18 protein-coding genes are annotated in these 24159 nt (G+C 45.6%); 7 read left to right on the forward strand and 11 right to left on the reverse strand.

The genetic code is table 11. The features are described 5' to 3' along the window. The first annotated feature begins 118 nt into the window (after nucleotides 1–118). Nucleotides 119–781, forward strand: coding sequence for a hypothetical protein (locus QUA07_RS01180; RefSeq protein WP_333321801.1), 663 nt, complete (start codon nucleotides 119–121; stop codon nucleotides 779–781). A 91-nt stretch (nucleotides 782–872) separates the two neighbouring features. On the opposite strand, the gene QUA07_RS01185 is transcribed toward QUA07_RS01180, so the two are convergent. From QUA07_RS01185 to QUA07_RS01195, 3 genes are all read right to left on the reverse strand, one after another. After that, the gene (locus QUA07_RS01185) at nucleotides 873–1565 is read right to left on the reverse strand and encodes an MAE_28990/MAE_18760 family HEPN-like nuclease (protein ID WP_333321803.1); all 693 of its coding nucleotides are present in this window, start codon (nucleotides 1563–1565) and stop codon (nucleotides 873–875) included. Nucleotides 1566–1567: 2 nt separating this feature from the next. Beyond that, nucleotides 1568–2650, reverse strand: a complete 1083-nt coding sequence (locus QUA07_RS01190; protein WP_333321805.1) for a DUF262 domain-containing protein — start codon at nucleotides 2648–2650, stop codon at nucleotides 1568–1570. Nucleotides 2651–2810: 160 nt separating this feature from the next. After that, a complete protein-coding gene (locus tag QUA07_RS01195; protein WP_333321807.1) occupies nucleotides 2811–3044 on the reverse strand; it encodes a hypothetical protein in 234 nt (77 codons plus the stop codon). A 204-nt stretch (nucleotides 3045–3248) separates the two neighbouring features. Here QUA07_RS01195 and QUA07_RS01200 point away from each other — a divergent pair, with 204 nt between their 5' ends. Together QUA07_RS01200 and QUA07_RS01205 are read left to right on the forward strand one after the other, a co-directional pair. After that, entirely contained in the window at nucleotides 3249–3425 is a 177-nt protein-coding gene (locus tag QUA07_RS01200; RefSeq protein WP_190662896.1) for a ribbon-helix-helix domain-containing protein, read from the forward strand. Between the two features lie 53 nt (nucleotides 3426–3478). Continuing rightward, on the forward strand, nucleotides 3479–3655 hold the full coding sequence (locus QUA07_RS01205) for a ribbon-helix-helix domain-containing protein (RefSeq protein ID WP_333321809.1): 177 nt from the start codon (nucleotides 3479–3481) through the stop codon (nucleotides 3653–3655). Nucleotides 3656–3772: 117 nt separating this feature from the next. On the opposite strand, the gene clpB is transcribed toward QUA07_RS01205, so the two are convergent. Beyond that, entirely contained in the window at nucleotides 3773–6388 is a 2616-nt protein-coding gene (gene clpB / locus QUA07_RS01210; protein WP_333321811.1) for an ATP-dependent chaperone ClpB, read from the reverse strand. A 542-nt stretch (nucleotides 6389–6930) separates the two neighbouring features. Between clpB and QUA07_RS01215 the strand changes: the two genes are divergently transcribed. Further along, a complete protein-coding gene (locus QUA07_RS01215; protein ID WP_333321813.1) occupies nucleotides 6931–7623 on the forward strand; it encodes a DUF2259 domain-containing protein in 693 nt (230 codons plus the stop codon). 481 nt (nucleotides 7624–8104) lie between these two features. Here the strand turns inward: QUA07_RS01215 and QUA07_RS01220 are convergent, their stop codons facing one another. The 4 genes from QUA07_RS01220 to polA all read right to left on the reverse strand — a co-directional run bounded on the left by QUA07_RS01220 (nucleotide 8105) and on the right by polA (nucleotide 15130). Beyond that, nucleotides 8105–9820 carry an ATP-binding protein gene (locus tag QUA07_RS01220; protein WP_333321815.1) on the reverse strand — a complete coding sequence of 572 codons (1716 nt, stop codon included), beginning with the start codon at nucleotides 9818–9820 and terminating at the stop codon, nucleotides 8105–8107. Nucleotides 9821–10277: 457 nt separating this feature from the next. Further along, nucleotides 10278–10799 (reverse strand): hypothetical protein, encoded by a 522-nt coding sequence (locus tag QUA07_RS01225; RefSeq protein WP_333321817.1) that lies wholly within the window; start codon nucleotides 10797–10799, stop codon nucleotides 10278–10280. 531 nt (nucleotides 10800–11330) lie between these two features. After that, entirely contained in the window at nucleotides 11331–11903 is a 573-nt protein-coding gene (locus QUA07_RS01230; protein WP_333321819.1) for a thermonuclease family protein, read from the reverse strand. 11 nt (nucleotides 11904–11914) lie between these two features. Continuing rightward, entirely contained in the window at nucleotides 11915–15130 is a 3216-nt protein-coding gene (gene polA, locus QUA07_RS01235) for a DNA polymerase I (RefSeq protein WP_333321822.1), read from the reverse strand. Nucleotides 15131–15330: 200 nt separating this feature from the next. On the opposite strand from polA, the gene QUA07_RS01240 reads away from it, so the two are divergent. Continuing rightward, nucleotides 15331–16659 carry a J domain-containing protein gene (locus QUA07_RS01240; RefSeq protein WP_333321824.1) on the forward strand — a complete coding sequence of 443 codons (1329 nt, stop codon included), beginning with the start codon at nucleotides 15331–15333 and terminating at the stop codon, nucleotides 16657–16659. Nucleotides 16660–16706: 47 nt separating this feature from the next. On the opposite strand, the gene QUA07_RS01245 is transcribed toward QUA07_RS01240, so the two are convergent. The 3 genes from QUA07_RS01245 to QUA07_RS01255 all read right to left on the reverse strand — a co-directional run bounded on the left by QUA07_RS01245 (nucleotide 16707) and on the right by QUA07_RS01255 (nucleotide 22495). Next, entirely contained in the window at nucleotides 16707–18392 is a 1686-nt protein-coding gene (locus tag QUA07_RS01245; RefSeq protein WP_333169516.1) for an EAL domain-containing protein, read from the reverse strand. Further along, nucleotides 18392–20764, reverse strand: coding sequence for a PAS domain S-box protein (locus tag QUA07_RS01250; protein WP_333321827.1), 2373 nt, complete (start codon nucleotides 20762–20764; stop codon nucleotides 18392–18394). The genes QUA07_RS01245 and QUA07_RS01250 overlap by 1 nt, the downstream gene beginning before the upstream one ends. A 540-nt stretch (nucleotides 20765–21304) precedes the next feature. Continuing rightward, complete coding sequence (locus QUA07_RS01255) at nucleotides 21305–22495, reverse strand: WD40 repeat domain-containing protein (RefSeq protein WP_333321829.1); 1191 nt, start codon at nucleotides 22493–22495, stop codon at nucleotides 21305–21307. A 252-nt stretch (nucleotides 22496–22747) separates the two neighbouring features. Between QUA07_RS01255 and QUA07_RS01260 the strand changes: the two genes are divergently transcribed. Then, nucleotides 22748–23122, forward strand: a complete 375-nt coding sequence (locus QUA07_RS01260) for a DUF1257 domain-containing protein (protein WP_333321831.1) — start codon at nucleotides 22748–22750, stop codon at nucleotides 23120–23122. A gap of 46 nt (nucleotides 23123–23168) precedes the next feature. Then, nucleotides 23169–24029 (forward strand): DUF6920 family protein, encoded by an 861-nt coding sequence (locus tag QUA07_RS01265; protein WP_333321833.1) that lies wholly within the window; start codon nucleotides 23169–23171, stop codon nucleotides 24027–24029. Nucleotides 24030–24159: the final 130 nt, after the last annotated feature.

Below are 24159 nucleotides of genomic sequence, written 5' to 3' on the forward strand. Positions count from 1 at the left end.
ACCGGGAATGAATGTCAATATCCCAACACCTCTGAGAATCCAAACTAGGAGGGTGAGGCCCAGGATAGTCAAAAAGATGCGGGTAGATAGTCGCATTTGAAATCTAGGAGAATTAGTCATGTTGAATGTTAAAGTTTTGTCTGGATCAATGATAGCTGCTTTGCTGGCGATCGGCAGTTACCTGACTTTAATTTCGGTTCCCGGTTCCGCTGTTGCGCCTGGGGGTGCAAATAAGCTGGGGGAAGCGGCAAATGCGGCTCAAAAAACACCTTCTGCCAGTTTAACAATTTTCGATCGCACAATTGGAGCGGCGAAGGTGGGGATGACTTTTGGACAATTGAAAAAGGCTCTGGGTTCGACGGCGCAGTTTAAGGTAGAGTCTCCTTTTGTGGTAGACTTTGATTCTGTGGCAGTTAGTCGATCTGGAAAAGTGCAATATCGGATTATCTACGCTGCGGGGACAAAGCTAAAAGATACGGATGTCATTGAACTTTTGATGACTGAAAATGCTAATTATAAAACAGTTCAGGGCGTCGGGCCGGGAATGACTCTGAAACAAGCTGAGGCAATTTACGGCAAGGCTACTTTATCTTATAACGTGGATAATGAAATGAGAGAAGGGGTTGTATTTGCCAAGCAACCAACTAGAAACATTATGTTTGTTCCCAAGGCTGAAGGGAAACAATTTGCGGGAGTTTATGGCGCTGGTAAAGGGGGATTTTTTCAGACTAATAAGTATCACCCGAATGCTGTAATTAAGTCTGTGATGGTGCGGAAGTAGCCTTCACATCATTCCCAGAAACCGGGTTTCTTCCGAGATATCTCGCCACCCAACCTAAATCATCCGAGAAACCCGGTTTCTTAGCCTAAAATTAAGGATTACCTGTAGTTACGTCCAAATACTCTTGATTGTCAAGATAAGTTTTAATATTCTCCAGTATTTGACGTAGGTATTCTATGACTTCATCCTTAATCTTTAAAAGATCCTCAATAGTCTTACCTTGCCCCACTTCCTTAAAAGACTTAACTCCGTGGGCTAAGTCGTTCCTTTTGTCTTTAATATCTACAAGGCTTTCCCCGTTCTTTGTCTTAGCAAAGTCTGTTTGATATGAAAAACCGTATTTTTTGGCTATTTCTTTAATCAACCTAGCATCCACATTCCCTGAAAATAGTTTTTCGCCGTCAAATGTAGCTATGATGATGTCTGTAGATATTTGGTTGATTTGTAAATGAATTTTCTTAGGAGAACGGTTTTTAAGATTTTGAAGAACAATCATTTTGATTTCTGGTTGGAGTTGATCGAAGGAGATTGCTTGATTTTTTAACTCATCAAATATGGCTACAATGGCATTTCGCAGAGTGGATTCAACTAAGTTATACAATAACAACAAGCCATTGGCTTTTAGAGTTTTTTCCAACTCAGGATTAAGACTTTGTATTTGATATTGTCCAGCACTATCGGCGACAGCTAACTTAGTGGTTTGTTTGCTCAAGCCATGTAAAAAGATGAAGTAATCATCTACCTCTTGAGCGCGTGTATTGAAATCTAAGAGTACAGTATTCATCTTTAGCCTAGCAGTCGATCGCGGACATACTCAATGCGTAAAACTACTTTATTTTTAGAACTGCTAGCATCAGATTTTGTGAGATCCTTAAATTGTTGTGAATTAAGCAATTCTGTTGACTTTGGCTCAAGATGGCTGTTTTTTCTCAAAGCAAGAGCAACACCGACAGCCAGAGACTCGAATTTAATCCGAGTTGTTGTTCTTGCGCCATTTTTACCTTGGCGAAATCCTTGAGGAAAATATTTTTCTACAAAATTTAGCATTGACTCGAATTCTGCCCGCATTTTTTCGCTATCGAATTTCGGATCTGCATTTACTTGCTTCAGATACTCATCAAGGAATATGTTTATCTTACTATTAAACTTCTCATAGTTATTTAAAAATGCAAAAAAACGCAACACAAATTCTTGCGGTTCGCGACTGCGAATAGCAGACTCAGAAAAAGCGCATAATTTGCGGAACTTGTCATGTTTCGATAGTTCCTCAATCAGTTCAAGAAACTGGCCGGGCAGTATGCCTCTGCGCTTTTCCATCTCGTTTAGATCGACACTACCTGTATTAATGCGTTCAAATAAATCTCTTCGCACTTCCTCATTTGCACTTTCAGTTAGTTGAATCATCCGAAGTGTAGTGCGGTTGAAGCGCCTCTGACGGGCTAGGGGCAAATCAGAAAATTTAAATCCATTTAAACTCTGTATTTTCTTTAAATCTGTCAATGTTAATTCGTTATTGATAAATCTAGTTAGAGTCCGAATGCGTTGTGTACCATCTATTATTTCTAAACGGGCTTCATCGTTTTCGTCCTCATGGATGTCAGCAACAAAAATATAAGGTATTGGCAGACCCAAAATTATAGACTCAATAAACTTTGACTGCCTTGCGTCATCCCAAGCCATTTCACGTTGGTAGTCGGGGATGAACAACTCATTGGTATCATCATCCTTTCCTTCCATATATTTTTGAACGAGTATTTCGACTGGATACTCTTTGGTATCGTAATTAACTAGCTGCTGCTTGTCGCGGATTTCGGCTTCAGCAGCATCAACCTTTTTGTGTTGCTCGGTAATTTCTAGTTTCGATCGCATATTCTTAAATAATAATCGGAAATTGCGGAGTGAATAGACTTATCGGTACTATGATTTTACCATGAAAATTTGGGACTTACTTCGTAAAAGCGATCGCACTTATCAAAAAAAGTGCGATCGCCAATGTTTAGTTAACTGAAACCGCCACGAAAATTACCATTTATAACGCGCTGGTGACGGGATTGGAAAGGCGGCCCAACGCAGATAAACGGTGACTGTCCCCACTGGAATCGAACACAACCTCAAACTTAACGTGGGGTATAGTTTGCCGCAAAAACTGAAAATGCCCGTCTGCATCTGAACGACTGCGGAAGCGGGCAACAATAATCCATTGCTGAGAGGGTAACAAACGGGCGATCGCCCAACAGCACAAGCGGTCTTTGTATGTCATCATAGAACTCGTCTCCATTGATATTTTGGAGCCAGAGCCAGCCCGTAACCTTGGACAGTGAGGGGCTGGCTTCTGACGTTTTAAGGCCTGAGCCTTATCTACACTAATAGCATAAATTGATGTCATTGACATCAAATGACACACAAAGAGATCAAAGGGTGTTGGAGTGTAAGATTGAAGACAATTTAAGTAAAACCATGCCTGCCAATGCCTTCACGAATGCGAGTCACAGTTACACTGCCCGAAGACGTTCATCAAGCCTTGTCTGAATGGGCCGAAGAGGAAGATAGAACGCTCGCAAACCTGCTCTCCCATGTGGCAGCTAAAGCAGTCAGAGAACGTCAAGAGCAGAAAAAAGATAAATCAGAAGGCGATCGCCCTTAAGCGATGGCAACGGCGTAAGATGGACTGTGTTGAAATGTTTTGCAGTGCAACAAATGGCTTCACGGGGAAGAGTTACCGCATACTTGCCAGAGGAGATTCAAAAAGCTCTCGAAGAATGGGCAGAAGAAGACAGCAGATCCGTTAGCAGTTTGGCAACCTACCTGCTGACTAAATCTGTTCGAGAAGGCCAAGAACAGAAAAAAGATAAATCAGAAAGCGATCGCCCTTAAGAACGATCGCCCGCAATCCCATCCGCGTCCATCCGCGTCCATCCGCCTACATCTGCGGTCAAAAAAAGAACCCTCGCCTCAAAAAAATAAGGTGGGCCGCAGCCCACCCTACTCAAATTATTTGGCAGTCACCAACTGTGCCGGCAGCCGCTTAAACGCCAATCTTTCATTCTCGATATCCACAAAAATGGTATCGCCGTCAGCAAAATCTCCCCGCAAAATACCCTTCGCCATTTGCGTTTCCAACTCGCGTTGAATTCCCCGCTTCAGAGGCCGCGCACCGTAAACCGGATCGTAACCAATTTCTGCTAAGAAATCGATCGCAGATTCCGACAATTTCAGAGACATTTTGCGATCGGCTAAGCGTTTTTCCAAGCGCTTAACTTGCAACAGCACAATCTGTCGCAGTTCCGTCTTACTCAAACCGTGGAAGATAATCATCTCATCAATCCGGTTCAAGAATTCAGGGCGGAAAGTTCCCCGCATCGCTTCCATCACCCGACTCCGCATTTGTTCGTTATCTCCGGCCACATCTAAGATGTATTGAGAGCCGACATTCGATGTCATAATAATCACAGAATTCTTAAAGTCTACCGTGTGACCTTGAGCATCAGTAACGCGGCCGTCATCCAGAATTTGCAGCATGATGTTGAATACATCCGGGTGCGCTTTCTCGATTTCATCGAATAGAATCACTGAGTAAGGACGGCGGCGCACAGCCTCAGTTAATTGTCCACCCTCATCGTAGCCAACGTATCCCGGAGGCGCACCAATTAACCGCGAAACTGCGTGTTTCTCCATGTATTCCGACATATCAATTCGCACGATCGCTTCTTCCGTGTCGAACAGATAAGCCGCTAATGCTTTGGCTAACTCGGTTTTACCAACACCCGTGGGGCCGAGGAAGATAAAACTCGCAACCGGACGATTTGGGTCGGCTAAACCTGCGCGCGATCGCTGAATTGCATCTGCAACCGCAGTCACTGCTTCATCCTGTCCAATTACCCGCTTGTGCAGTTCATCTTCCAAGTGCAGAAGTTTCTGCATTTCCGATTCAACCAACTTGCTAATCGGAATTCCCGTCCACTTGGAAATAATCTCCGCAATGTCACCTTCCGTGACTTCTTCCCGCAGCAAAGTTTTACCTGTGGTTTGAGTTGCTGAAAGTTGAGATTCAGCTTCTTGCAGTTGTTTTTGTAATTCGGTTAACTTGCTATATTTCAACTCAGCAGCACGGTTCAGGTCATATTTTAATTCAGCCTGCTGAATTTCAATATTCACCTTATCAATCTGTTCTTTAATCTTTTGAATGCTGCCGATCACACCTTTTTCCGATTGCCACTGGGCATTCAAAGCGCTTTGCTGTTCCTTGAGGTTCGCTAAGTCTTTTTCCAGTCTTTCCAAGCGTTCGATCGAAGCCGCATTGCTTTCTTTTTGCAGCGACAGTCTTTCCATTTCTAGCTGCAAAATCCGGCGATCGATTTCGTCGAGTTCTTCCGGCTTGGAGGTAATCTCCATTTTGAGTTTAGCTGCTGCTTCGTCCACTAAATCAATGGCTTTGTCGGGGAGGAAGCGATCGCTAATATATCGAGTAGACAAAGTAGCCGCCGCCACTAGGGCGCTGTCAGAAATTTTAACGCCGTGGTGAACTTCGTACCGTTCTTTCAATCCCCGCAAAATCGAGACAGTATCTTCAACAGTGGGTTGGTCAACATAAACTTGTTGAAAACGGCGTTCTAGTGCCGCATCTTTTTCGAGGTACTTGCGGTATTCGTCGAGAGTTGTTGCACCGATACAGCGCAATTCTCCCCTCGCTAACATGGGTTTAAGTAAGTTGCCGGCATCCATCGATCCTTGAGTTGCGCCGGCCCCGACAACGGTGTGAATTTCATCGATAAATAAGATGACTTTGCCGTTGCTGTCCATCACTTCTTTGAGCACCGCTTTCAAGCGTTCTTCAAATTCCCCCCGGAATTTTGCCCCTGCAATTAATGCGCCCATATCTAAGCTAATTAATTGTCTGTCTTTGAGAGATTGCGGCACATCTCCGGTGATAATTCGCTGGGCGAGTCCTTCGGCGATCGCAGTTTTGCCGACTCCCGGTTCCCCAATCAATACCGGATTATTCTTGGTGCGACGGCTCAAAATTTGAATCGTGCGGCGGATTTCGTCATCCCGTCCGATTACCGGATCGAGTTTGCCTTGACGCGCGGCTTCAGTCAAATCTCGGCCGTATTTTTCCAGCGCTTCGTATTTGCCTTCTGGATTTTGATCGGTCACTTTGTTCTTCCCCCGGACTTGGGTAATGATATCTTTGAGCTTGGCTTCATCTAGTTTAAATTCTTGTAGTAAATTTTTGCCAAAGCGATCGTCCTTAACGTAACCTAGTATCAAATGCTCGATCGAAATAAATTCATCGCCGTAGTCTTTGCGATAAGTTTCGGCGCGATCGAGTAAAGTGTCGAGAGAACGACCGAGATAAACGTTGCCGCCACTTCCAGTGATTTTGGGCTGACGACTGATAAACTCATCAGTGCGATCGCGCAATTTTGCTACAGAAACTCCCGCTTTGTTAAATAAGCTGCTAGCAAGTCCCGATTCTTGTTCCAGCAAAGCTTTCATCAAATGTTCGCTTTCTAGCTGCTGCTGCTGACCTGCTTTGACGATTTCGGGGGTGCGGGCGAGGGCTTCCCAGGCTTTTTCGGTAAATTGGTTTGGATTATTTGGTTGCATAAATTTTAATTCCCTGCATTAAAAATGATGATTGCTGTAGAGGCAATTGCTCGATCGCCCATACAATTGTCATTGTAGGGAGTTGCAGACGGGGGGCGGATCGGTGTTCCCCTATCTTGAGATAGGTATTTCCGTCCTGTGTAGCAGTCTCTCGCAAGGAAAAGCAAACTTTCGCACCTAAAAGTTGGGCTCTTGGATCAGACTGAGATGTTGCACCATTGTCAATAAGCTTTTTATGAACAGGCAAGATGCCTGTTCCCCAAGAAGAAAATTCACTCTTTGTGGAACAGGCATCTTGCCTGTTCTTGAGAATAGTGCAAGATGTGAGATAAGACCAAATCTCACATTAAAAATGCTTTCTAGTGCCACTTGAAAAAACGGCACATTCTTAAACAGTCTCCTGCTGCGGAAAATGGAGAAACACTCATGTAAATAGGAGAGAGGACTTGAGAAGCGTCACAGTCCTATAGCGAAACCCGAAGCGTTATTGTTTTACTCATCAATAACAGCCGCTATAACTCTCACACCTGGAAAATATAGCTATGAAAATTGTACGTTTAATTTCGTTAGGTATTATAGCAAGTTCCGCGATCGCACTAGCCCCTGAAGCTTTGGCAAGTACCTGGCGTGCCGCACACCGGATGTCTGGCTTTTCCGCCGACAGCAATTACTACTTGTATCTAGAAAGTTCCAGAGATACTGGAGCGGGAATTCCCAAAGCCGAATTGCAAATTGTCCAAGTTGCTGCAAATTCCTGCATCAAAAATGGGTGTATCGAAACTAAATATGGCGAGCCTGACTCCAATAAAAGCACTAAAATGGCAGAAGATGACTTGCTTAAAAAAAGTTGGAATAGCAGGCAAACTTTGAAGTTAACTCCTCCTCAAGCTGGAACTAAACTGAACATTATTTCTCGTACTCCCGGAGCCAATGGAAGCGAGACCGTCGCCGTCAAAGTCAATACAGCAAAGCCGTTACAAATTCGCCTGGAACAGCGGCAAAAAAATGCTTCGGCTGGCAGAGAAAGCGCGGCCATGCGTCTTGTAATTAATCATAACGGTCGGCAGCGTGTCCTCGGAACGCTGAACAATTTTCAAGATTGGGTGTTCTCTTATTCAATCCGAGAAGTTCGTTTGTCTCCGAACCGGCGCAATGTCGTTGTCCTGGTGGACAAGACAGAACGCACTTTTGAAGGAGTCTTGAAAACTACTGTTGTACAAGGCTTTGTTCTGTAGGCTTGCTATATTCCCAGGTTTTGACCTGGGAATTATCAAAACTTACGCAGAACCCCTATATGTAAGGAATGAAAAATCAATAACTTGCACAATTAAACCCCAGAAGCCTTGCTCCAAGGTAAACTATTGCTCTATTAGTCACCTTATTTATTTTTCATTCCTAAGATGTGCAGCGTTCACCTACAGATAGAGTCTGTGCGTCAGTCCGGGTTGTTAATTATTCTTTATTTTGATAATTGATATATCAATACATTTTAAAATTTCCCTCTTCCTTCCTCCCTCTTTCTTTTTCCTTGAATATCTGCCTCCTGACTATTGACAAATGCTCAATAATTAATCCGTATATCCGTGTCAAAATCCCTATCTTGCCTGACCGAAAGCATCCAGGATACAAGCCCCCGAATTTATCCGTGGGGTCAAGGCTTCAATTCTTTAATCTAAAATCTAAAATCTAAAATCTAAAATCTAAAATCGATTGACTTCATGCCTGCATCACAACCCGTTCCGGGAGACTGACAATAAAAGTTGAACCTTTACCGTCTTCGCTTTCGACGCTAATTTCGCCACCGAGAATTTGACACAAACGCTGGCTAATTGTCAATCCCAAACCTGTGCCTCCATACTTGCGGGTAGTCGAAGCATCAGCTTGGGTAAAAGGTTTAAATATCTGCTCTAATTGCTCGTTTGTCATGCCGATGCCGGTGTCGCTGACTCGAAACATTAAAACTTGAGAAGTGTAGCTTGAACCCGATTGAATATCATTATTTTTATTTGGTTTCGTCGGTCTTGATTTTTCAATTTTAATTCTTTCCACGCCGATAGTAATGACGCCTTTTTCGGTAAATTTGGCAGCATTGCTGAGCAAATTAAGGAGAATTTGCCGCACTTTCGGTTGGTCGGCGTACATTGTGCCAAGTTCGCCTTTTGTTTTCAGTGCTAAAGCATTGCCTTTTTTTTCTACTAGCGGTTGAGCCGTAGTCATCACTTCTTCAATCATGGTCGCCACGTCGAAGTTTTCCAAATAAAGGGTGACGTGACCGGCTTCTATTTTGGAAATATCGAGGATGTCGCTAATCATATCCAGCAGGTGTTTGCCTGCGGTTTGAATTTTTTCTAAGTCCGGGAGAAAGTCTTCTGAACCGGAATCTTGAGCATCTTCTTGCAGCATTTCGCTGTAGTTAATGATGGCGTTGAGGGGGGTGCGTAGTTCGTGGCTCATGTTGGCGAGAAATGCACTTTTCGAGCGGTTGGCAGCTTCGGCGGCTACTTTTGCTTCGTGCAATTCTTCTGTGTATTCGGCTACTCTTTGGATTAGTTCGTTGAGGGAAATTGCTAGCATTCCCACTTCGTCGGAAGTAGTGACGGGTACTTGCAGGTCAAAGTTAGATTCTTCTGTGACTCGCTGAGCGATGAGGGTGGTGGCTTCTAAGGAGCGAGCGATCGCCCCGCTGGTGTATGCTGCTAGAATTGCTGCGATCGCACCTGATATCAAGAGAGAGCCAACGAGAATGAGAGTTCCGAGTTTTTCGGCATTTTCGTAGGTTCTCAATGCCTCGTCTGCTTTCTCGCGAAAGTTGACGGCCAGTTGGGCTGAATCCTCGGAAAACTGTTTGAGTTTCAAAGCAGTTTCGCCCGCCACAAAATTGTTCAAGTTCCGCCCGAAAGCCTGCTGCTGTTGCGGATTCAAAGCAGATAATTTCGCAGTAGCCAACAATTTTTGTACTTGTTGAAAGTATGATTCTACGGTTTTGCCGTTGACTTGAGCGAACTGTTGAAGCAGTTGGTAGTCTTTGGCAATATCGGCATTCTTCGTCGGCGGTAGGGTTTGCAGTTGTTCGAGGATGCCGCTCATCTGAGCAACGCGAGTCAGGAATTCCGATCGTTCCTGATCGAAAATTTGCGGTTTGGTCGTCAGACTCGCGAGCTCTTGCTGCTGAATTCTGACTTCCTGCACCGTGTTATTGAGGTTTGTCAGGATTTCCGCTTTATCTCGGTCGATCGCTAGTTTTTCTCTAACTTGCTGTTTGTGATAGGATTCTACTCCCCGTCCCGCCACAGCACCCAAAACGGCAATACCAATGACCAAGGCGTATCCGCAGCCGATTTTCTGCCTGATACCTAAGCGGCCCAACAGACTTTTCAACCCTATTTGAGGACGGTTCTGCAGTTGATTTTTCAAAGCTAAGGTTAAAGACATGGGCAATGTACTCGTCACCTTTGAGAGGCACCATCTATATTCTAATTGATGCCTGCATGAGGGTAAATAAAGTTCTGGCTTCAAGCCAGGTTTCGGCAGTTGTGGGGTCTTTGCAGGGTTCCACAGCTCGATCGGCTTGACAGTTTGGAGCAGTTATGCGTAACAAATTATAGCAGAAGGAAGAAGGCTCTTCGGCTGCCTTCGGCTACATTCCCTTCGGCGATGCGATCGGGCAAGTCGCGGTTCCTGAGCCAAGTCGAAGGGCAGGGCAAGTCGCTCAGAGTAAAAAAAGCAAGAAGTAAGAACCAGTCAAAGGCATGGTTTCACTAATTAAGAACCTACTCACCGTCTGGCGTGGTTGCGAGATAAGTTGCGAGTTATAAGTTGCAAGTTATGAGTTAGATTTCTGATTAAAAACTCTACTCTACTCGCAACCCACAACTCTATCGCTGTTCCCCTACTGGCAAAGTCGAAATTGTGCTATCTCAGCAGGAATTCTTGAAGCATTAGGTACGCTAGCAGAGGCAGGAACGAAGATTCCCAGGCCGTAACTGCAACCCTCTGCCGTCGTGCATTCCCCAGGCTTAGCAGTGATTTGATATTCGCCTTGGGAGGGGGGAGTAAAAGAGATTGACGCCAATTCGCCTGTTTTTTGACTCACAGCGACTTCCTGACCGCTTGCATCCTTGAGAGATAAGTTTAAATCCTGGCAATTTCCGTCGCAAGTGGCAACAAAAACATACTCCACATTAGGATGCAGCGTTGCTCTAAAAGGAGATGAAACTTGCTTGCGAACTTGGCCCAGCAACGGCACAAATACTAATTTTTGACCGTTGCTTTTCCGCTGGTCAACTTCTGTTTTCAAGCGACAAATAACCGTTTTTTCGTTTTCGGTCAGTTCTTGAGCAATCGCATTTCCTACAATTGCAGTACCGAGGATCAGGGCAAGGCCGGAAATAACCAGATGTTTGAAATTCATTGATGTCCCTTAAAGTTAATTTTGGGTGATTGCAATAGACCGCTTTTGTCAGCAGTCTATTAGTTTATCTGGAGCCTATCACATTTGTTGACTTTTCCGAAAAAACAGGTCGGAGAAAAGTGCGATCGAACTCATGTCTAGTTTGAGATGGATCTGGCGTCAGCTATCGCCGAAACTCCACAGATTGTAGACCGTAGGAGCAGAACCTCGTCCTGATTGTATTCTACTAAATTAGGACTATCGGCATCGGTATCTAGAAACCCGCTTTCTGGGCCGATGCAGAGCAGCTAAACCTAAGATTTATAGTAGAGACGGGGTTTAACAAAACCTGAGTAAGTCCAAGACTGTAAATATCTGATACAGGTTCCCATATTCCACGCCAACAACATAATCCTGTCCCTGTCAATATACAAATCGGTTGAAACTTGTGGCAATACTAGACTAACAAAACTCCGAAGGCAAGAGTTAGCTCGTACTCCTACCATTTTCCTTCTTTTTACCAGATCGCGAAGTCGAGCGGGTTTCTTCCAATCATTTATCACTGTTCCGAAATTTCCACGCGGGAACAAACTTAGAATCTCCCCAAACGCCGCGGCGATTTTTCTTAGCTTCGGCTTCCGCTTGTTCCAAAATACTTGCACTCGGACAGTTTTTCAAGTAAGGACGGTAAACCATTGCTAATCCTTCGCGGGTCAAAACTTCTTGGGCAAATGTACCATTTGGCAAGCGAACTTCGCTAACTTTGCGGCCGTAGCGGTCAGTATCCGTGACGGTCAAAACAACGCGACCGCCCCCTTGTTTGACAAGCTGCTGCATTCTTTGGTGCGCTAGGTTTCCCCACTTAAATTGATTTTTCTTTGCTGCTGCTTTGCTATTTTTCTCAGCATTGGTGTGCGCGACTTCCGGTGCATCTACACAGGCAAAACGCACTTTTATATCTTTCCCGGCGCTATCGCTGGCGACAAGGGTGTCACCGTCGCTGACTCGCTTGACAGCATAGTTGTTGGGCGCTAACTTTTGTGGACACCCGAATAGTAACAATAGCAGAGCAACTGCACTTAAGGTTTTTATTTTGGGGAAAATGGCGATTTTAGGTTGGCTCATATTTCTGTGTTTTATTTAGTTTCCATCCAATTTTGCCCAGCGTGGATGTCAACTATCAGCGGTACCATACCTGGCGCATTTTCCTTCGCACTTGTATTTTTCGGCAGAGCATTTTCCATCGCACTTATAATTGTCGGAGCATTTTCCATCGCAGTTCTAATTTTCGGTTGCAATTCTTCCCATTCATCGGGAGGTACTTCAAATATTAATTCATCGTGAACTTGCAGCAGCAGCCGCGCCTGATAGTTTTGCAAAATTTTGTGTACCTCAATCATGGCAAGTTTAATGATATCAGCACTGGAACCTTGAATGGGAGCGTTGGCTGCGGCCCGCAAAGATTGGGCATCATCTCTGCTGAGAGATTTAAGTCTATCGGAGTGAATGTCTTGGGGATTGCGCTCTTTTTTAAAGTCGCGGAGGCTTTCGCTCTCGAATTCAAAATAGCGGCGGCGGCCTAGAATTGTGGTAACATAGCCGAGGGCGATCGCCTCTTTTTTTACTTTCTCCAAAAATTCAAAAACTTTACTGTAACGTTCGTTAAATCGCTTAATAAACTCTTTGCCGTCTGCTGCGCTTTTACCCATCGATTTGCCAAACTTAATCGCCCCCATACCGTAAACTACCCCAAAATTAATCGTTTTGCCAAACCTGCGCTCGTCGGGAGTAATTTCTTCCTTTTCAAACAACAGTTGAGCCGTCACGGTATGCACATCTCGGTTATTTTGATAAGCTTCAATTAACACAGGTTCTTGACTCAAATGAGCCAAAATTCGCAGTTCGATTTGAGAATAGTCAGCCGACACCATCAGCCAACCTGCTTCTGGTAAAAAAGCCTTGCGAATTTGCCGTGAAAACTCTGTGCGGATGGGAATATTTTGTAAATTGGGATTGGAAGAAGAAAGCCTTCCCGTACCAGTTGCAGCTTGGTTGAAATCTGTATGCACTCGCCCAGTATCCGCACGCACTAACTGAGGCAAAGCATCGACATAAGTTGATTTCAACTTGGATAATGTTCGGTGTTCTAATAAATCGTCTACAATCGGGTGGTCTCCTTGCAATTTATCCAAAACAGCCGCATCTGTAGAGTATCCCGTCTTAGTTTTGCGAGACTTTTTCTGAAACTCATCGGGGATTTTTTCTAACAAGATTTCGCTGAGTTGTTTCGGGGAACCTAAATTAAACTTTCTCCCCGCTGCTTGATAAGTTTTTTCTTCTATTTCTGTTAAGCTCTTTTCTAGCTGTTGCGACAGTTCTTGCAGGTAAGCTGAATCAATGCGAATTCCGCAGTATTCCATTTCTGCTAAAACTGGTTCTAGGGGCTGTTCTACTTCCAGCAATAACCCCTCCAAAGTTTTTTCGGGAAAGCTAGATTCATCAGCTTCCTTCAATTTGGCTTTAAGTTCCCCAACTAAGTGAAATGTAGTGTAAACATCCATGCCGCAGTAGTCGGCTACTTCTCGAATGCTGATGTCAGCAATTGTTTTGTTTTTTGGTACTAATTGATTATAACTTTTGGGATTAGTGCGTAAGTATTCCCTTAACGATTCGCTGACACTGTGATTGTCTTCTGACTCGACTAAGTGTTTCTTGGACAATTCGCTGAGACTGTGGCTGGTTTCGGGATTGAGTACGTAACTGGCTAGCATGGTGTCGAAGACGACTCCTGCTAGTTTAATTCCCTGACATCGCAGGATCGATCGATCGAACTTAGCATTTTGCAGCGCTTTCGGATACTTCTCGCTTTCCAAAATCGGACGCAAAGCATTTAAAACTGTGGCTTTGTCCAAGTTTGTGCCCGTTTTGTGTCCCGTGGGAATGTAAGCGAGATCCTCTTCACCGATGCCCCAACAGCAGCCAATTCCGACTAATTCGGCGTCTCGCGGTTCGAGGGCGGTGGTTTCGGTATCCCACGCCACGGGTGAGGTTTTGTCGGTGAAAGTTTCCAGCAGTTGGACTAATTCGTTTAACTGTTCGGTTGTTTGAATTATTCGGGGTTTAATTGGCAGTTTTTTCTGTTGCTGAGCGGCTTTGGTATCATCATGGCTCCAAAAGGATAAGGCTTTTTCTTCTGAACTTTCAGAAGTTTGAGGTGACTTATCTCTTGTGGGGTGGGCATCTTGCCCGCCCTTTGCAACAGGCAAGATGCCTGTTCCACTGTCGGCAACAGGCAAGATGCCTGTTCCACTGTCGGCAACAGGCAAGATGCCTGTTCCACTCGCCAGTGAATTGATTGTGGGGTGGGCATCTGGCCCGCCCTTTGCCAATGGTTCTTCTACACCACCAAAACGCTTTTGAATTTGTTTAACTTTGCTTAAAAATGTTTTAAATTCCAACTTTTCCAGCATAGGAATCAAGGCTGATTCGTCAAAACCTATAAGCTTGCAATCTTCTAAATTGATTTCTAATGGCACGTCTTGGACAATTGTCGCCATGCGTTGAGAATGATAAGCAGCTTCTTTGCCTTCTTCTAGCTTTTTCTTAGTTGCTCCTTTAATCTCATCTATAGCAGCATAAATTCCATCAAGGGAATTGTAAGCTTCCAGCAATTGCAGGGCGGTTTTGTCGCCGATGCCTTTGACTCCGGGGATGTTGTCGGATTTGTCGCCGCAGAGGGATTTGTAATCTATTACTTGTTCGGGCAAAATACCGAGTTTGGCTTTGACTTCTTCCGGGCCGTATTCTTGGGATTTGCCTTTGCCCGATCGCCTGAGTTCATCGGTACTCAAATATAATACGCTGATTTGTTTTTCGGTTTCTACTAATTGAAACAAATCTCGATCGCCCGTGAGGATTTTGACCTGATAACCCGCCGCGCTGGCTTTGTTTGCCAAAGTTCCCAAAACATCGTCTGCCTCGTAGCCGGGAGCAGTTATTGCAGGTAAATTCAAATAGCTGAGGAGTTCTTGCAGGTTTTTGATATCGGGAATAAAATCTTCGGGAGTTTCCGCACGACCGGCTTTGTAAGTTTCGTCTGCTTCGTGGCGAAATGTGGGCGTGGCGAGGTCAAAGGCGATCGCCATATACTGGGGGTCGTGAGCCGCCATTACTTCCAGCAGCGACTTGAGAAAGCCAAAACAGACGCTGGTGGGAATGCCTGTCGTAGTTCGCAAGCCTCCGTCTCGACTTTTGGCGAAGGCGAAGTAGGAGCGAAAGGCCAGGGAGTGACCGTCAACTAAGATGAAGATGGGAGCTTGATTTGCCGACACAGACACAAATACCGATCGCACGAAAGGATTTTCTCATTGTACTCAGTTGTCCGCCTGCATTGATCGACCAGAAGGATGGCCCGCAGACTTGAGGACGCTTGACACTCGATCGGATCTCGGCTTACTGTGCAGCTTGGCTGAGAATAGTACAAGATGTTAAGTACGATTCCCTACGGGATAGCTTCGCTTCACGCGAATTTACAAACACCTGCCCCAAGCCTATGGCTGACATTAATCGATGCTACGAAATCCTCGAAATTGAGCCGGGAAGTTCCCTAGAAGAAATTAAGCGCGCTTACAGGGATTTAGCGTTTGTGTGGCATCCCGATCGGTTTGCCCACAACGATCGCCTGCAACAAAAAGCTCAACAACGATTAACAGAAATTAATGAAGCTTACCAGCAGTTGGTGTTGTTTCTGAGTCAGCCTGAATCATCGAGGTCGATCGAAAAACAGTTTCCGCAGCCACCGCCGCCTGCGCCGGAAAAGCCGCTGAGAAGGCCTTCTCGAAAATCAGCCGCTAGGCCTGGTTCCCAGCGCAGTCAAACCCGCCCAAAAACCGCCTCCAAAAAATTTCAAACTCAAAAGAACTCTTCAAGCAAGAAACGATTTACAACTCAAAATCGCCAAGCGTGGCGGGGCAGAAAGCAACCAGGGCGAAGCGTTGCGAGGGAAGCACGGCCATCTCAACACTATCGAAAGCTTACCTCGAAAAGGAAAAAAGAATTTTCAACTCAATACTCAAAACCGCGAAGCGCGCCGAGGGAAGTGCGGCCATCTCAACACTATTCAAGCTTCCCTTGGTGGCCGCTGGCAATCGCCGTGGCGAGTTACGCTTTGACCGGTTGGATTTTGACGAAATCAGCCGCCCCGCTGTGGATGTGGGCTTTAATCTGCGGTGCAGATTGGCTGTGGGCCGCAATTTTGCTGGCGGAGGGTTCAGCAACGCCTAGAGTGTGGCTGGCGGCGTTAGTTTTGGCTGGGGCGGTAGGGGGGTCGATCGCTGGTTTTCAGGCGGGAGGAAAGGTCACAGGGGCTGCTTGGGCCGCAGTTGGGGCTGGTTTGGGGGCGATCGCCAGTTCCGAGGCTGAGTCTCGGGCTGTGGCTGCTGTTTTGGCTGTAGGGGGAGTAGTGACAGTGGTGGGATTGCTGGCGGGAACGGTTCCTGGGAATTATTGGGTTAAGGCGTTGGTGGCGGCCGTGTGTTGGGCGATTGTCGGCTTGACGTGCGGGCTGGCGACGGAACTAGGCGTCAATTCTGGCGGCCCCGTCGGGCTCTCTGGTGCGATCGGGCTGGGGATTGGGGGGTGGGCTGGGGCTTGGGCTGGGGCGGGCTTGGAGGCGATCGTCGAAGCCTTGGCTATCGCCGGGTCTAAGACTGTTTATGGGGCTTGGGCTGCGCTCGGCATTATTGCTGGAGTTGTGGCGCGGATGGTAGCTGCAGAAAGGTTGATCCACACCAGCAGCGGGCTTTACACGGTTATCCTGTTGGTGGCTACTTCGGGTTTCGGGCTGTGGCTGGGAAGTTGGTTGGGCGATCGTATCTTTTAAATTAGCCAGTTGTCAGTTGTCAGTTGTCAACAGTCAACAGTTAACAGTCATGAGCATTGCAACCGGAATTGATCTAAATTCCAGCACTTATCGCTTTTCAGCAGCGCTTCAAACTCAGACCTTGGCAAAGCCTGACTGAAAATATAGCCTTGAATTTCGTCACATTCGTGCTCGCACAAAAAATCAAGTTCCTCCTTATTTTCTACGCCCTCAGCCACCACCGTCATGTTCATGCAGTGTGCCATTTGAATAATCGCTATTGTGATCGCTGCATTTTGGCGATCGTCTGCAATGTTGCAAATAAAACTCTTGTCTATTTTTATCGCATCAAACGGAAAGCGTTTCGGATAACTCAAAGAAGAATATCCAGTCCCAAAATCATCAATTGCTATCCTAATCCCCTGATCTTTCCACATCGTAAAAGCTTTAGCTGCTGCAATTTCGTCTTGCAAAACCAGACTTTCCGTCAGTTCTAATTCCAAACACTTGGGATCAAGACCAGTTTCTGTTAATATCTCCCTGACTCTTTCCGTGAAATTTTTGCGCTCGAATTGACGGGCTGACACGTTAACTGCCACTCGCAGGGGCGGCAAACCTGCTCTTTGCCATGTTTTAGTTTGCCTGCAAGCAGTCTCTAATACCCATTCACCCAACGGCGCAATCAAGCCAATTTCTTCAGCCATTGGAATAAATTCCCCCGGAGAAACTCGCCCCCGTTCTGGATGATTCCAGCGCACCAAAGCTTCAGCACCAATAATTTTACCTGTTTTGATTTCTATTTGCGGCTGATAGTATACTTCAAATTCTGAGCTTTTTAAAGCATGGCGCAGTGAAGTTTCTTGAAGAAGTGTATTAATAAAAAAATTAGCATTCTTTGCCGTATAAAAATGATAAGTATTGCCGCCTTTCTGCTGAGATTGATACATTGCTATATAAGCATTTTTCAGCATTTCATCTCCGTCAGTGCCGTCTCCGGGATACAAGCAGATCCCCATACTAGCAGTGACAGAGACTTCGCAATCTTTGACAATCATACCTTGGGATACAATATCTAAAATGCTTTGAGCAATCTTAGCCACATCCTGTTTTTCTGCAACTGGTTTGAGAATCAGCGCGAATTCTGCCGCTTCCAAACGAGCAACAATATTAATGTTGTCCATGCAGTTAGTTAGGCGCTGGGCGATGCTGCAAAGCACTGAGTCGCCGATATCGTGTCCCCAGGTACTGTTAATGCGGTTGATTTTATCTAAGCTAAGCGTGACAACGGGAATGACTCCTGACAATTCTTTTTGACCATCTAATACTCGACTTAAATTTTCTCGCAAAAATGAACGATTCGGCAAATTGGTCAAGCTGTCATACTGATGTCGGTAGAGTGCCAGTTGAATAGTTGTGTGCAAGTTTTTTTCTTCAAAGGGCTTGACAATATAGCCGAACGGTTTTGTAATATGTACTCGTCGCAAAGTAGTTTCATCGGCATAAGCTGTTAGATAAACTACCGGAATTTGAAAGCGCAAGCGAATTTCTTCGGCTGCTGTAATGCCGTCGATTTCTCCTTGCAGGTTAACATCCATTAAAACTAAATCCGGGCGCAAGTTGGCGGCCGATTCAATCGCTTCTTCTCCAGAATAGACCATGCCAGTTATTCTATATCCTAGAGATATCAAACTGTCGGAAATGTCTTCCGCAATGATGCTCTCGTCTTCAACGATCAGAATTTTTTTGTTGGACACTAATTTTTCTCCTCAGAGTGCAACTTGGGTTGAGAAAAGGTTATTCTAAAAGTCGTGCCAGGAGTTTCTAACAGTTCTATTTTCCCCCGGATTTGCTTGACTAAAGACCCGACCAGTCGCAAGCCCAAAGTTCGGGCTTTGCGATAATCTAAGTCTTGAGGGAAACCAATTCCGCTGTCGCTCACAGTTAGCACGCAAACTCTGTTATTATCTAAAGTGAAATCAATGTTAATTTTACCTTTAACTTGTCCTTTAAAGGCATATTTTAGGGCATTTGTCACAAGCTCGTTGATAATTAACCCGCAAGGAACTGCCGTATCAATATTAAGAGAAGACGGCGCAATATTTGTTTGCAACTTAACGCCTTCTGCATGAAGTTCATAAGCTTGGAATAAATTGTGGGCGAGATTTTGGATGTATTCAGCAAAGTCAATGTTTGACAAGTCTTTGGATTGATACAATTGTTCGTGAACCAGGGCCATTGATCTGACTCGGTTTTGACTTTCTTTTAACATTTCACTAACGTGGCTGTCTTGGATGTAGCGTGACTGAAGTTTGAGCAAACTGGAAATAACTTGGAGGTTGTTTTTGACACGGTGGTGAATTTCTTTGAGGAGAACTTCTTTTTCTGCGAGGGATGCTTTGATGCCATCTTCGTCGCGCTTGCGATCTGTAATATCCCGCACTACTCCTTGAATTACTTTTCGTCCCTTAATTTCCATTGCATTTAACAGCACTTCAGCGGGAAATTCTGAACCGTCGAGTCGTTTATGTACCCAGTCAAAGCGACAGCTACCTGTTTGCATTGCTGTCGATATTCTCTGTATTGCTAGACTGGATGAGTCTTGTCCACTAGGCTGAAATTGTGGGGAAAAGTCGCTCAGTTTTTTGCCGTAAAATTGTTTTGTGTTGCTACAGCCAAATATTTTTAAGGTAGCGAGGTTGCAGTCAAAAAACTCCTTTTCGTCAAGCAACATTACTGCGTCGCTGGTGGCTTCATAAAGGCTGCGAAATTTGTGTTCTGATTCTTGCAACGAGCAGATCAATTGGTTTTTGAGAGCTTCCGCACGCTTGCGGTCGGTAATGTCTATTCCTACGGAAACTGCTGCGCTTCCCTGATGATATTTCTGAGCTACTATCAAATAGTTGCGGACGAAACCGTTAATTTCAATGTCTATTTCTTGCCAGGTTTGCTGAGATGAACTGTCAAAAAATTTTCTGATCAGTTCTCCAAAAGTCGAGCCTTTGTCGAGAAAGTTGATTTCTTGACCGACAAAGCTTTCAGGAGACAGGTTGAATGAGGTTGCTAAGTGCTGGTTGACTCCTATATACCGCAAATCTGAACTAATCCAAGAAATCAGTCCGGGTACGGCATCCAAAACGGCGCGAAGTTGGTCTGTAGCTTCTTGGAGTGCTTCTTCCGATCGCTTGTGATCGCTAATATCTGTCGCCGTTCCGCACAAGCCTAAAATAGCGCCGTTTTCAGCTTGGTTGACGATGCTGTTGACGCGCAGGTGGACGGGAGTACCGTCTTTACGAATGTGTACTGTTTCGTAAGGAGAATTAGCTGTTTGTGGCTGAAGTTTGGTTCTCGCTAAAAGTTGGGCAAATATTTCTCTTGGTCTACTTTCTTGATCGGGAACTAAAAAATCGGTGAAGCGGCGTCCGATCATTTCTGGCGGTTCGTAACCGTAGATGCGTTTGGCGGCGGAATTGACAAAAGTCAAGAGGCCTTCAATATCGATCGACCAAATCAATTCTTGGGAGGTTTCTACGAGGTTGCGGTACTTTTTTTCGCTTTCGGCAAGTGCTGCATTGAAGACTGCCGTCTGCAGCTGAAGTCTTTCTTCTAATTCTTGATTTGCCGTTTCCAGAGTTGCGATGGAGTGCTCGCGCTCGGTAATTTCAGTAGAAACACCAACTGCGCCGACAACTTCGCCGTTTCCATCTCGCAGGGCTGCCGATCGAATTTCGTGAATAAAATGCCCCTCTCGGGCATTCCAATTGCGATCGTTTCCTGCTAATACCTCGGCAATATTTTCTAACATATCTGGTTGGCTGCTGTAAACTTCAAAAATCGATAGCCCGACAGTTGCACATGGTTTGAGTCCCAAATTTTCTAATCCTTTCCCTGCTGCAAGGGTTAACTTGCCGTCTCTGTCTGTTGCCCACAGGAAAATAGGGGCACAACTGACAGCGGCGTGAAGGGTTTCGTTGGCTTGTTTGAGCCGATCGATTTCTGCGTGAAGCAGTTCCTGGGTGGTATTTAATTCTACCGTTAGTCGATCGGCTTTTTGCTGCCAACTGGCAGCAGTATCGCACATTTCTGCGAGATTGCGGGAACGACAGATGGATTGGTTGCAGTGTGACATGGTTACTCTAGGGCGCACTGTATATTTAACCCTAGCCTATCTTTTAAGCATAAACTTTTTCAGTCAAATATTACAATTAGCAGGAATACTCATCCGACCCAGATGCGATATATTAAAGCTACTTTAAAGGATTCAGAAATTGCGGCTCGCTCAGGCTTTTCGGCGACAGTTCACAAATTGATAATAAGCTGAATAATGCCTGCCAGTCGGTATTTTTACGGTAACTATTTGTAGTAGTGCAAAAATAAGTTCCGCGATTTTAGGCTTGCACAATAACTGGGATTGTAAATTTATTATATTTGTTTGCGTAGATTCACGCACCGAGGAATCTAGAATCTGGAATTTGTAAATATAGCCAGCACCTGAATGGTTAGGAGGTACTTAATTTGTGAAAATCATGAGGTCGATTCCCTCTTCTTTCTGCCTTCTGCCCTATTCCCTATGCCCTATTCCCTATGCCCTATTCTCTATTCTCTATTCTCTATTTCTTCCATCCGCTACATCCGTAGAGCGAATCCGTTGTCGAACTTCCTTCTTTCTTCAATTAACTCCCCAAATTTTGACAGTTTTATCTAAACTGCCGCTGATAATAGTTGCACCATCGCTGCTAAAAGTAAGACAAGTAACAGAGTTTTGATGTCCGCTGAGAGTGTGAATATGTTCGCCGGTACTGGCATTCCAAAATTTGATATTACCATCCGCACTAGCACTAAAAACAGTGAGTCCGTCGGCACTAAAGGCGATCGCATTTATCGAGTTAAAATGCCCTGCTAAAGTGATTGAACTATCTGGATTCGATAGCTGCCGCAGTTGAATATTTCTGTCCCAGCCGCCAGTAGCCAAAGTCTGCCCGTCTGGGCTGAAAGCCAGACAATTCGCGTAACCCTTAATTGTTTGGGAGCATTCTCTGCTGCGGAGGTTCCACAGTTTAATTGTACCGTCAGAACTGCTGCTAGCGAGAGTTTGTGCGATCGGGCTAAAAGCAAGACTAACAATTCCTGCTTTATGAGCTCCCCAAGTTAAAAGACTGCCAAAGGTACAGATTAACTTACCCGTCTCTAAATTCCAAATTTTGATAGTAGTATCTGCCGAACCTGTGGCGATAACTTGACTGTCGGGACTGATGACAATTGCGCTAATTTCCGCTTCATGTCCGAGGGAAGTATGCTGCAATTCTCCTCCCTGCCAAATTTCGATCGCGCGGTGTTTCGGAGTATTTCTGCTCCTCACAAAAACTTCGCTTTCTTGGCAAAGCACAAAAGTTTCTTGAGCGCGGGGATACTTGTCAACACTATAGAGTATTTCTCCTGTCTCTACATCGCAAATTCTAACTATTTTCCCGTGCAAACTCGCCGTGCGAGATCCTCCGGGACTAATCGCAACATTTGTCCCAGTTTTCACACTGCGGATGCAGTCAAAAAGCTTGTAAGGCACGAAGTCTTTTAAAGCTTGGCGCACTAGAGGTTCTGTCCTCGATCGCAAAATTAAATAAGCAACTCGCTGCACTTCTGGTGCGGAGTCAAGCAGCGCCTCAATTGCTAAATTTAAACCAGCGCCTCCGTATTTAGGAGCATCTTTAACAGCGGCAATCCGAGCCTCGATACTAGGACTGTTGAAGCGCTGCTTGACCCCAGCGATCCCTCCCAAAACAGCGCCGGCGATCGGGATTTGACTTTGGCCGCCGAGGACGGCATCATATTCTCTGGGTTGGTTAGGATTATCGGCCATCATAGGATTTTAGATTTTAAATTTTAGATTTGAAGAATTGGAGGATTGAAGAAAGCGAACTCACGGATGAATCTGGGGAATTGTTATCGGATACTATGTTTTTAATTTCTGCACAGATGAATCCGGAAGCTTGTAACCTGGCTGCTTTCGCTGACGCTCAAACCTGGTTTAAGAGCGCCATTTCTAACTTATTGACTGTTGCACTTGATAGTATTATAATCAAATCAGCGTTTCACACAAAAATCCGAAAGTGATATGTCACACTTCACAACTATCAAGGTTCAGATCAAGAACGGCGAACTGCTACATCAAGTGTTGGAAGAGTTGGGTTATCAAGTAGAGTGCAATGTGCAGGTACGGGGTTATCGCGGTGACAAAACTAATGCGGAGTACGTGATTCGGCAATCCAATGGTTACGATTTGGGTTTTCGCCGCAGCGAAGAGGATTACGAATTGGTGGCGGATTTTTGGGGCGCTCGAATTAATCAGCAGGAATTTGTTAATTTAATTAGTCAAAAATACGCGCGCAAAAGTTTGATGGCGGCGGTGCAGTCAGAGGGTTTTAATGTTGAAGAAGAGGAAACTTTGGCAGATGGAACGCTGAGAGTTGTAGTGGGTAGATGGGTTTAAGACTCGCATTTGATTAACTTGTTTTTACCTATCAAGAGGAATCACCATGTGGCGATCGCCGATCGTACTAATCATTCTCGCGCTAGTAGTTGGCATTGTTGGGGCGATCGCCCTTGGAGCATACCGCTGGCATCTGGGTACCAAGGAACTGCGAGCCAATCTGGAAGCTGCACGCTTGCCGATTAAACCTCTCACATTTGATGCGCGGGAAATCGCCGATTTACCCCAGCCCGTGCAGCGCTACTTTCGTGCGGTGCTCAAGGATGGACAACCGCTAATTGCAACAGCGCGGGTTTCCCACGAAGGCACGTTTAACATGAGCGAAACCGCAGAAAAATGGAGCGCCTTCACCTCAACTCAATTGGTAATTACTCAGCGCCCTGGCTTTGATTGGGACGGGCGAATTGCCATGATGCCCGGTATCAATGCGTTCGTTCATGATGCCTACATTTCTGGCGAAGGCATCCTCCATGCGGCGCTGCTGGGCCTGGTGACTCTGGCGGATATCCGCGGCACCCCAGAAGCGGCACAAGGGGAACTGATGCGCTTTTTCGCGGAGGCTGCTTGGTATCCGACGAGACTGCTGCCGAGTCAGGGTGTTCGCTGGGAGGCGATCGACAATTCTTCCGCCAGAGCAACGCTACAGGATGGCGACACCGCTGTTTCCCTGGATTTCCGCTTTGATGAAGCAGGGCTAATCGCCACTGTCCGCGCCGAGGCCCGCGCCCGTACAGTTAACGGGGGAGTGGTGTTTGCGCCCTGGCAAGGCCGTTTCTGGGACTACGAATTGCGAGACGGTATGCGGATTCCGCTTTCGGGTGAGGTGGCGTGGCAACTGCCTGATGGCTCGCTATTTCCCTACTGGCGGGGCCGCATCACGAATGTTGCCTATGAGTTTGCACGATGATTCTAGTTTGTGTTGTAGGGTGCGTCTGAGATTTTCTCCCCTATTTCATGGGACAATACTCCGGACAGTTTTTAAGCAGCCAGAGTACCATAAGACAAGACTGAAGGAAGGTTAGGGTGATTTAAAATCA

Source organism: Microcoleus sp. T3_A4 (genome assembly GCF_036700465.1).
In the GTDB taxonomy this organism is placed as follows: Bacteria; Cyanobacteriota; Cyanobacteriia; order Cyanobacteriales; family Microcoleaceae; genus Microcoleus.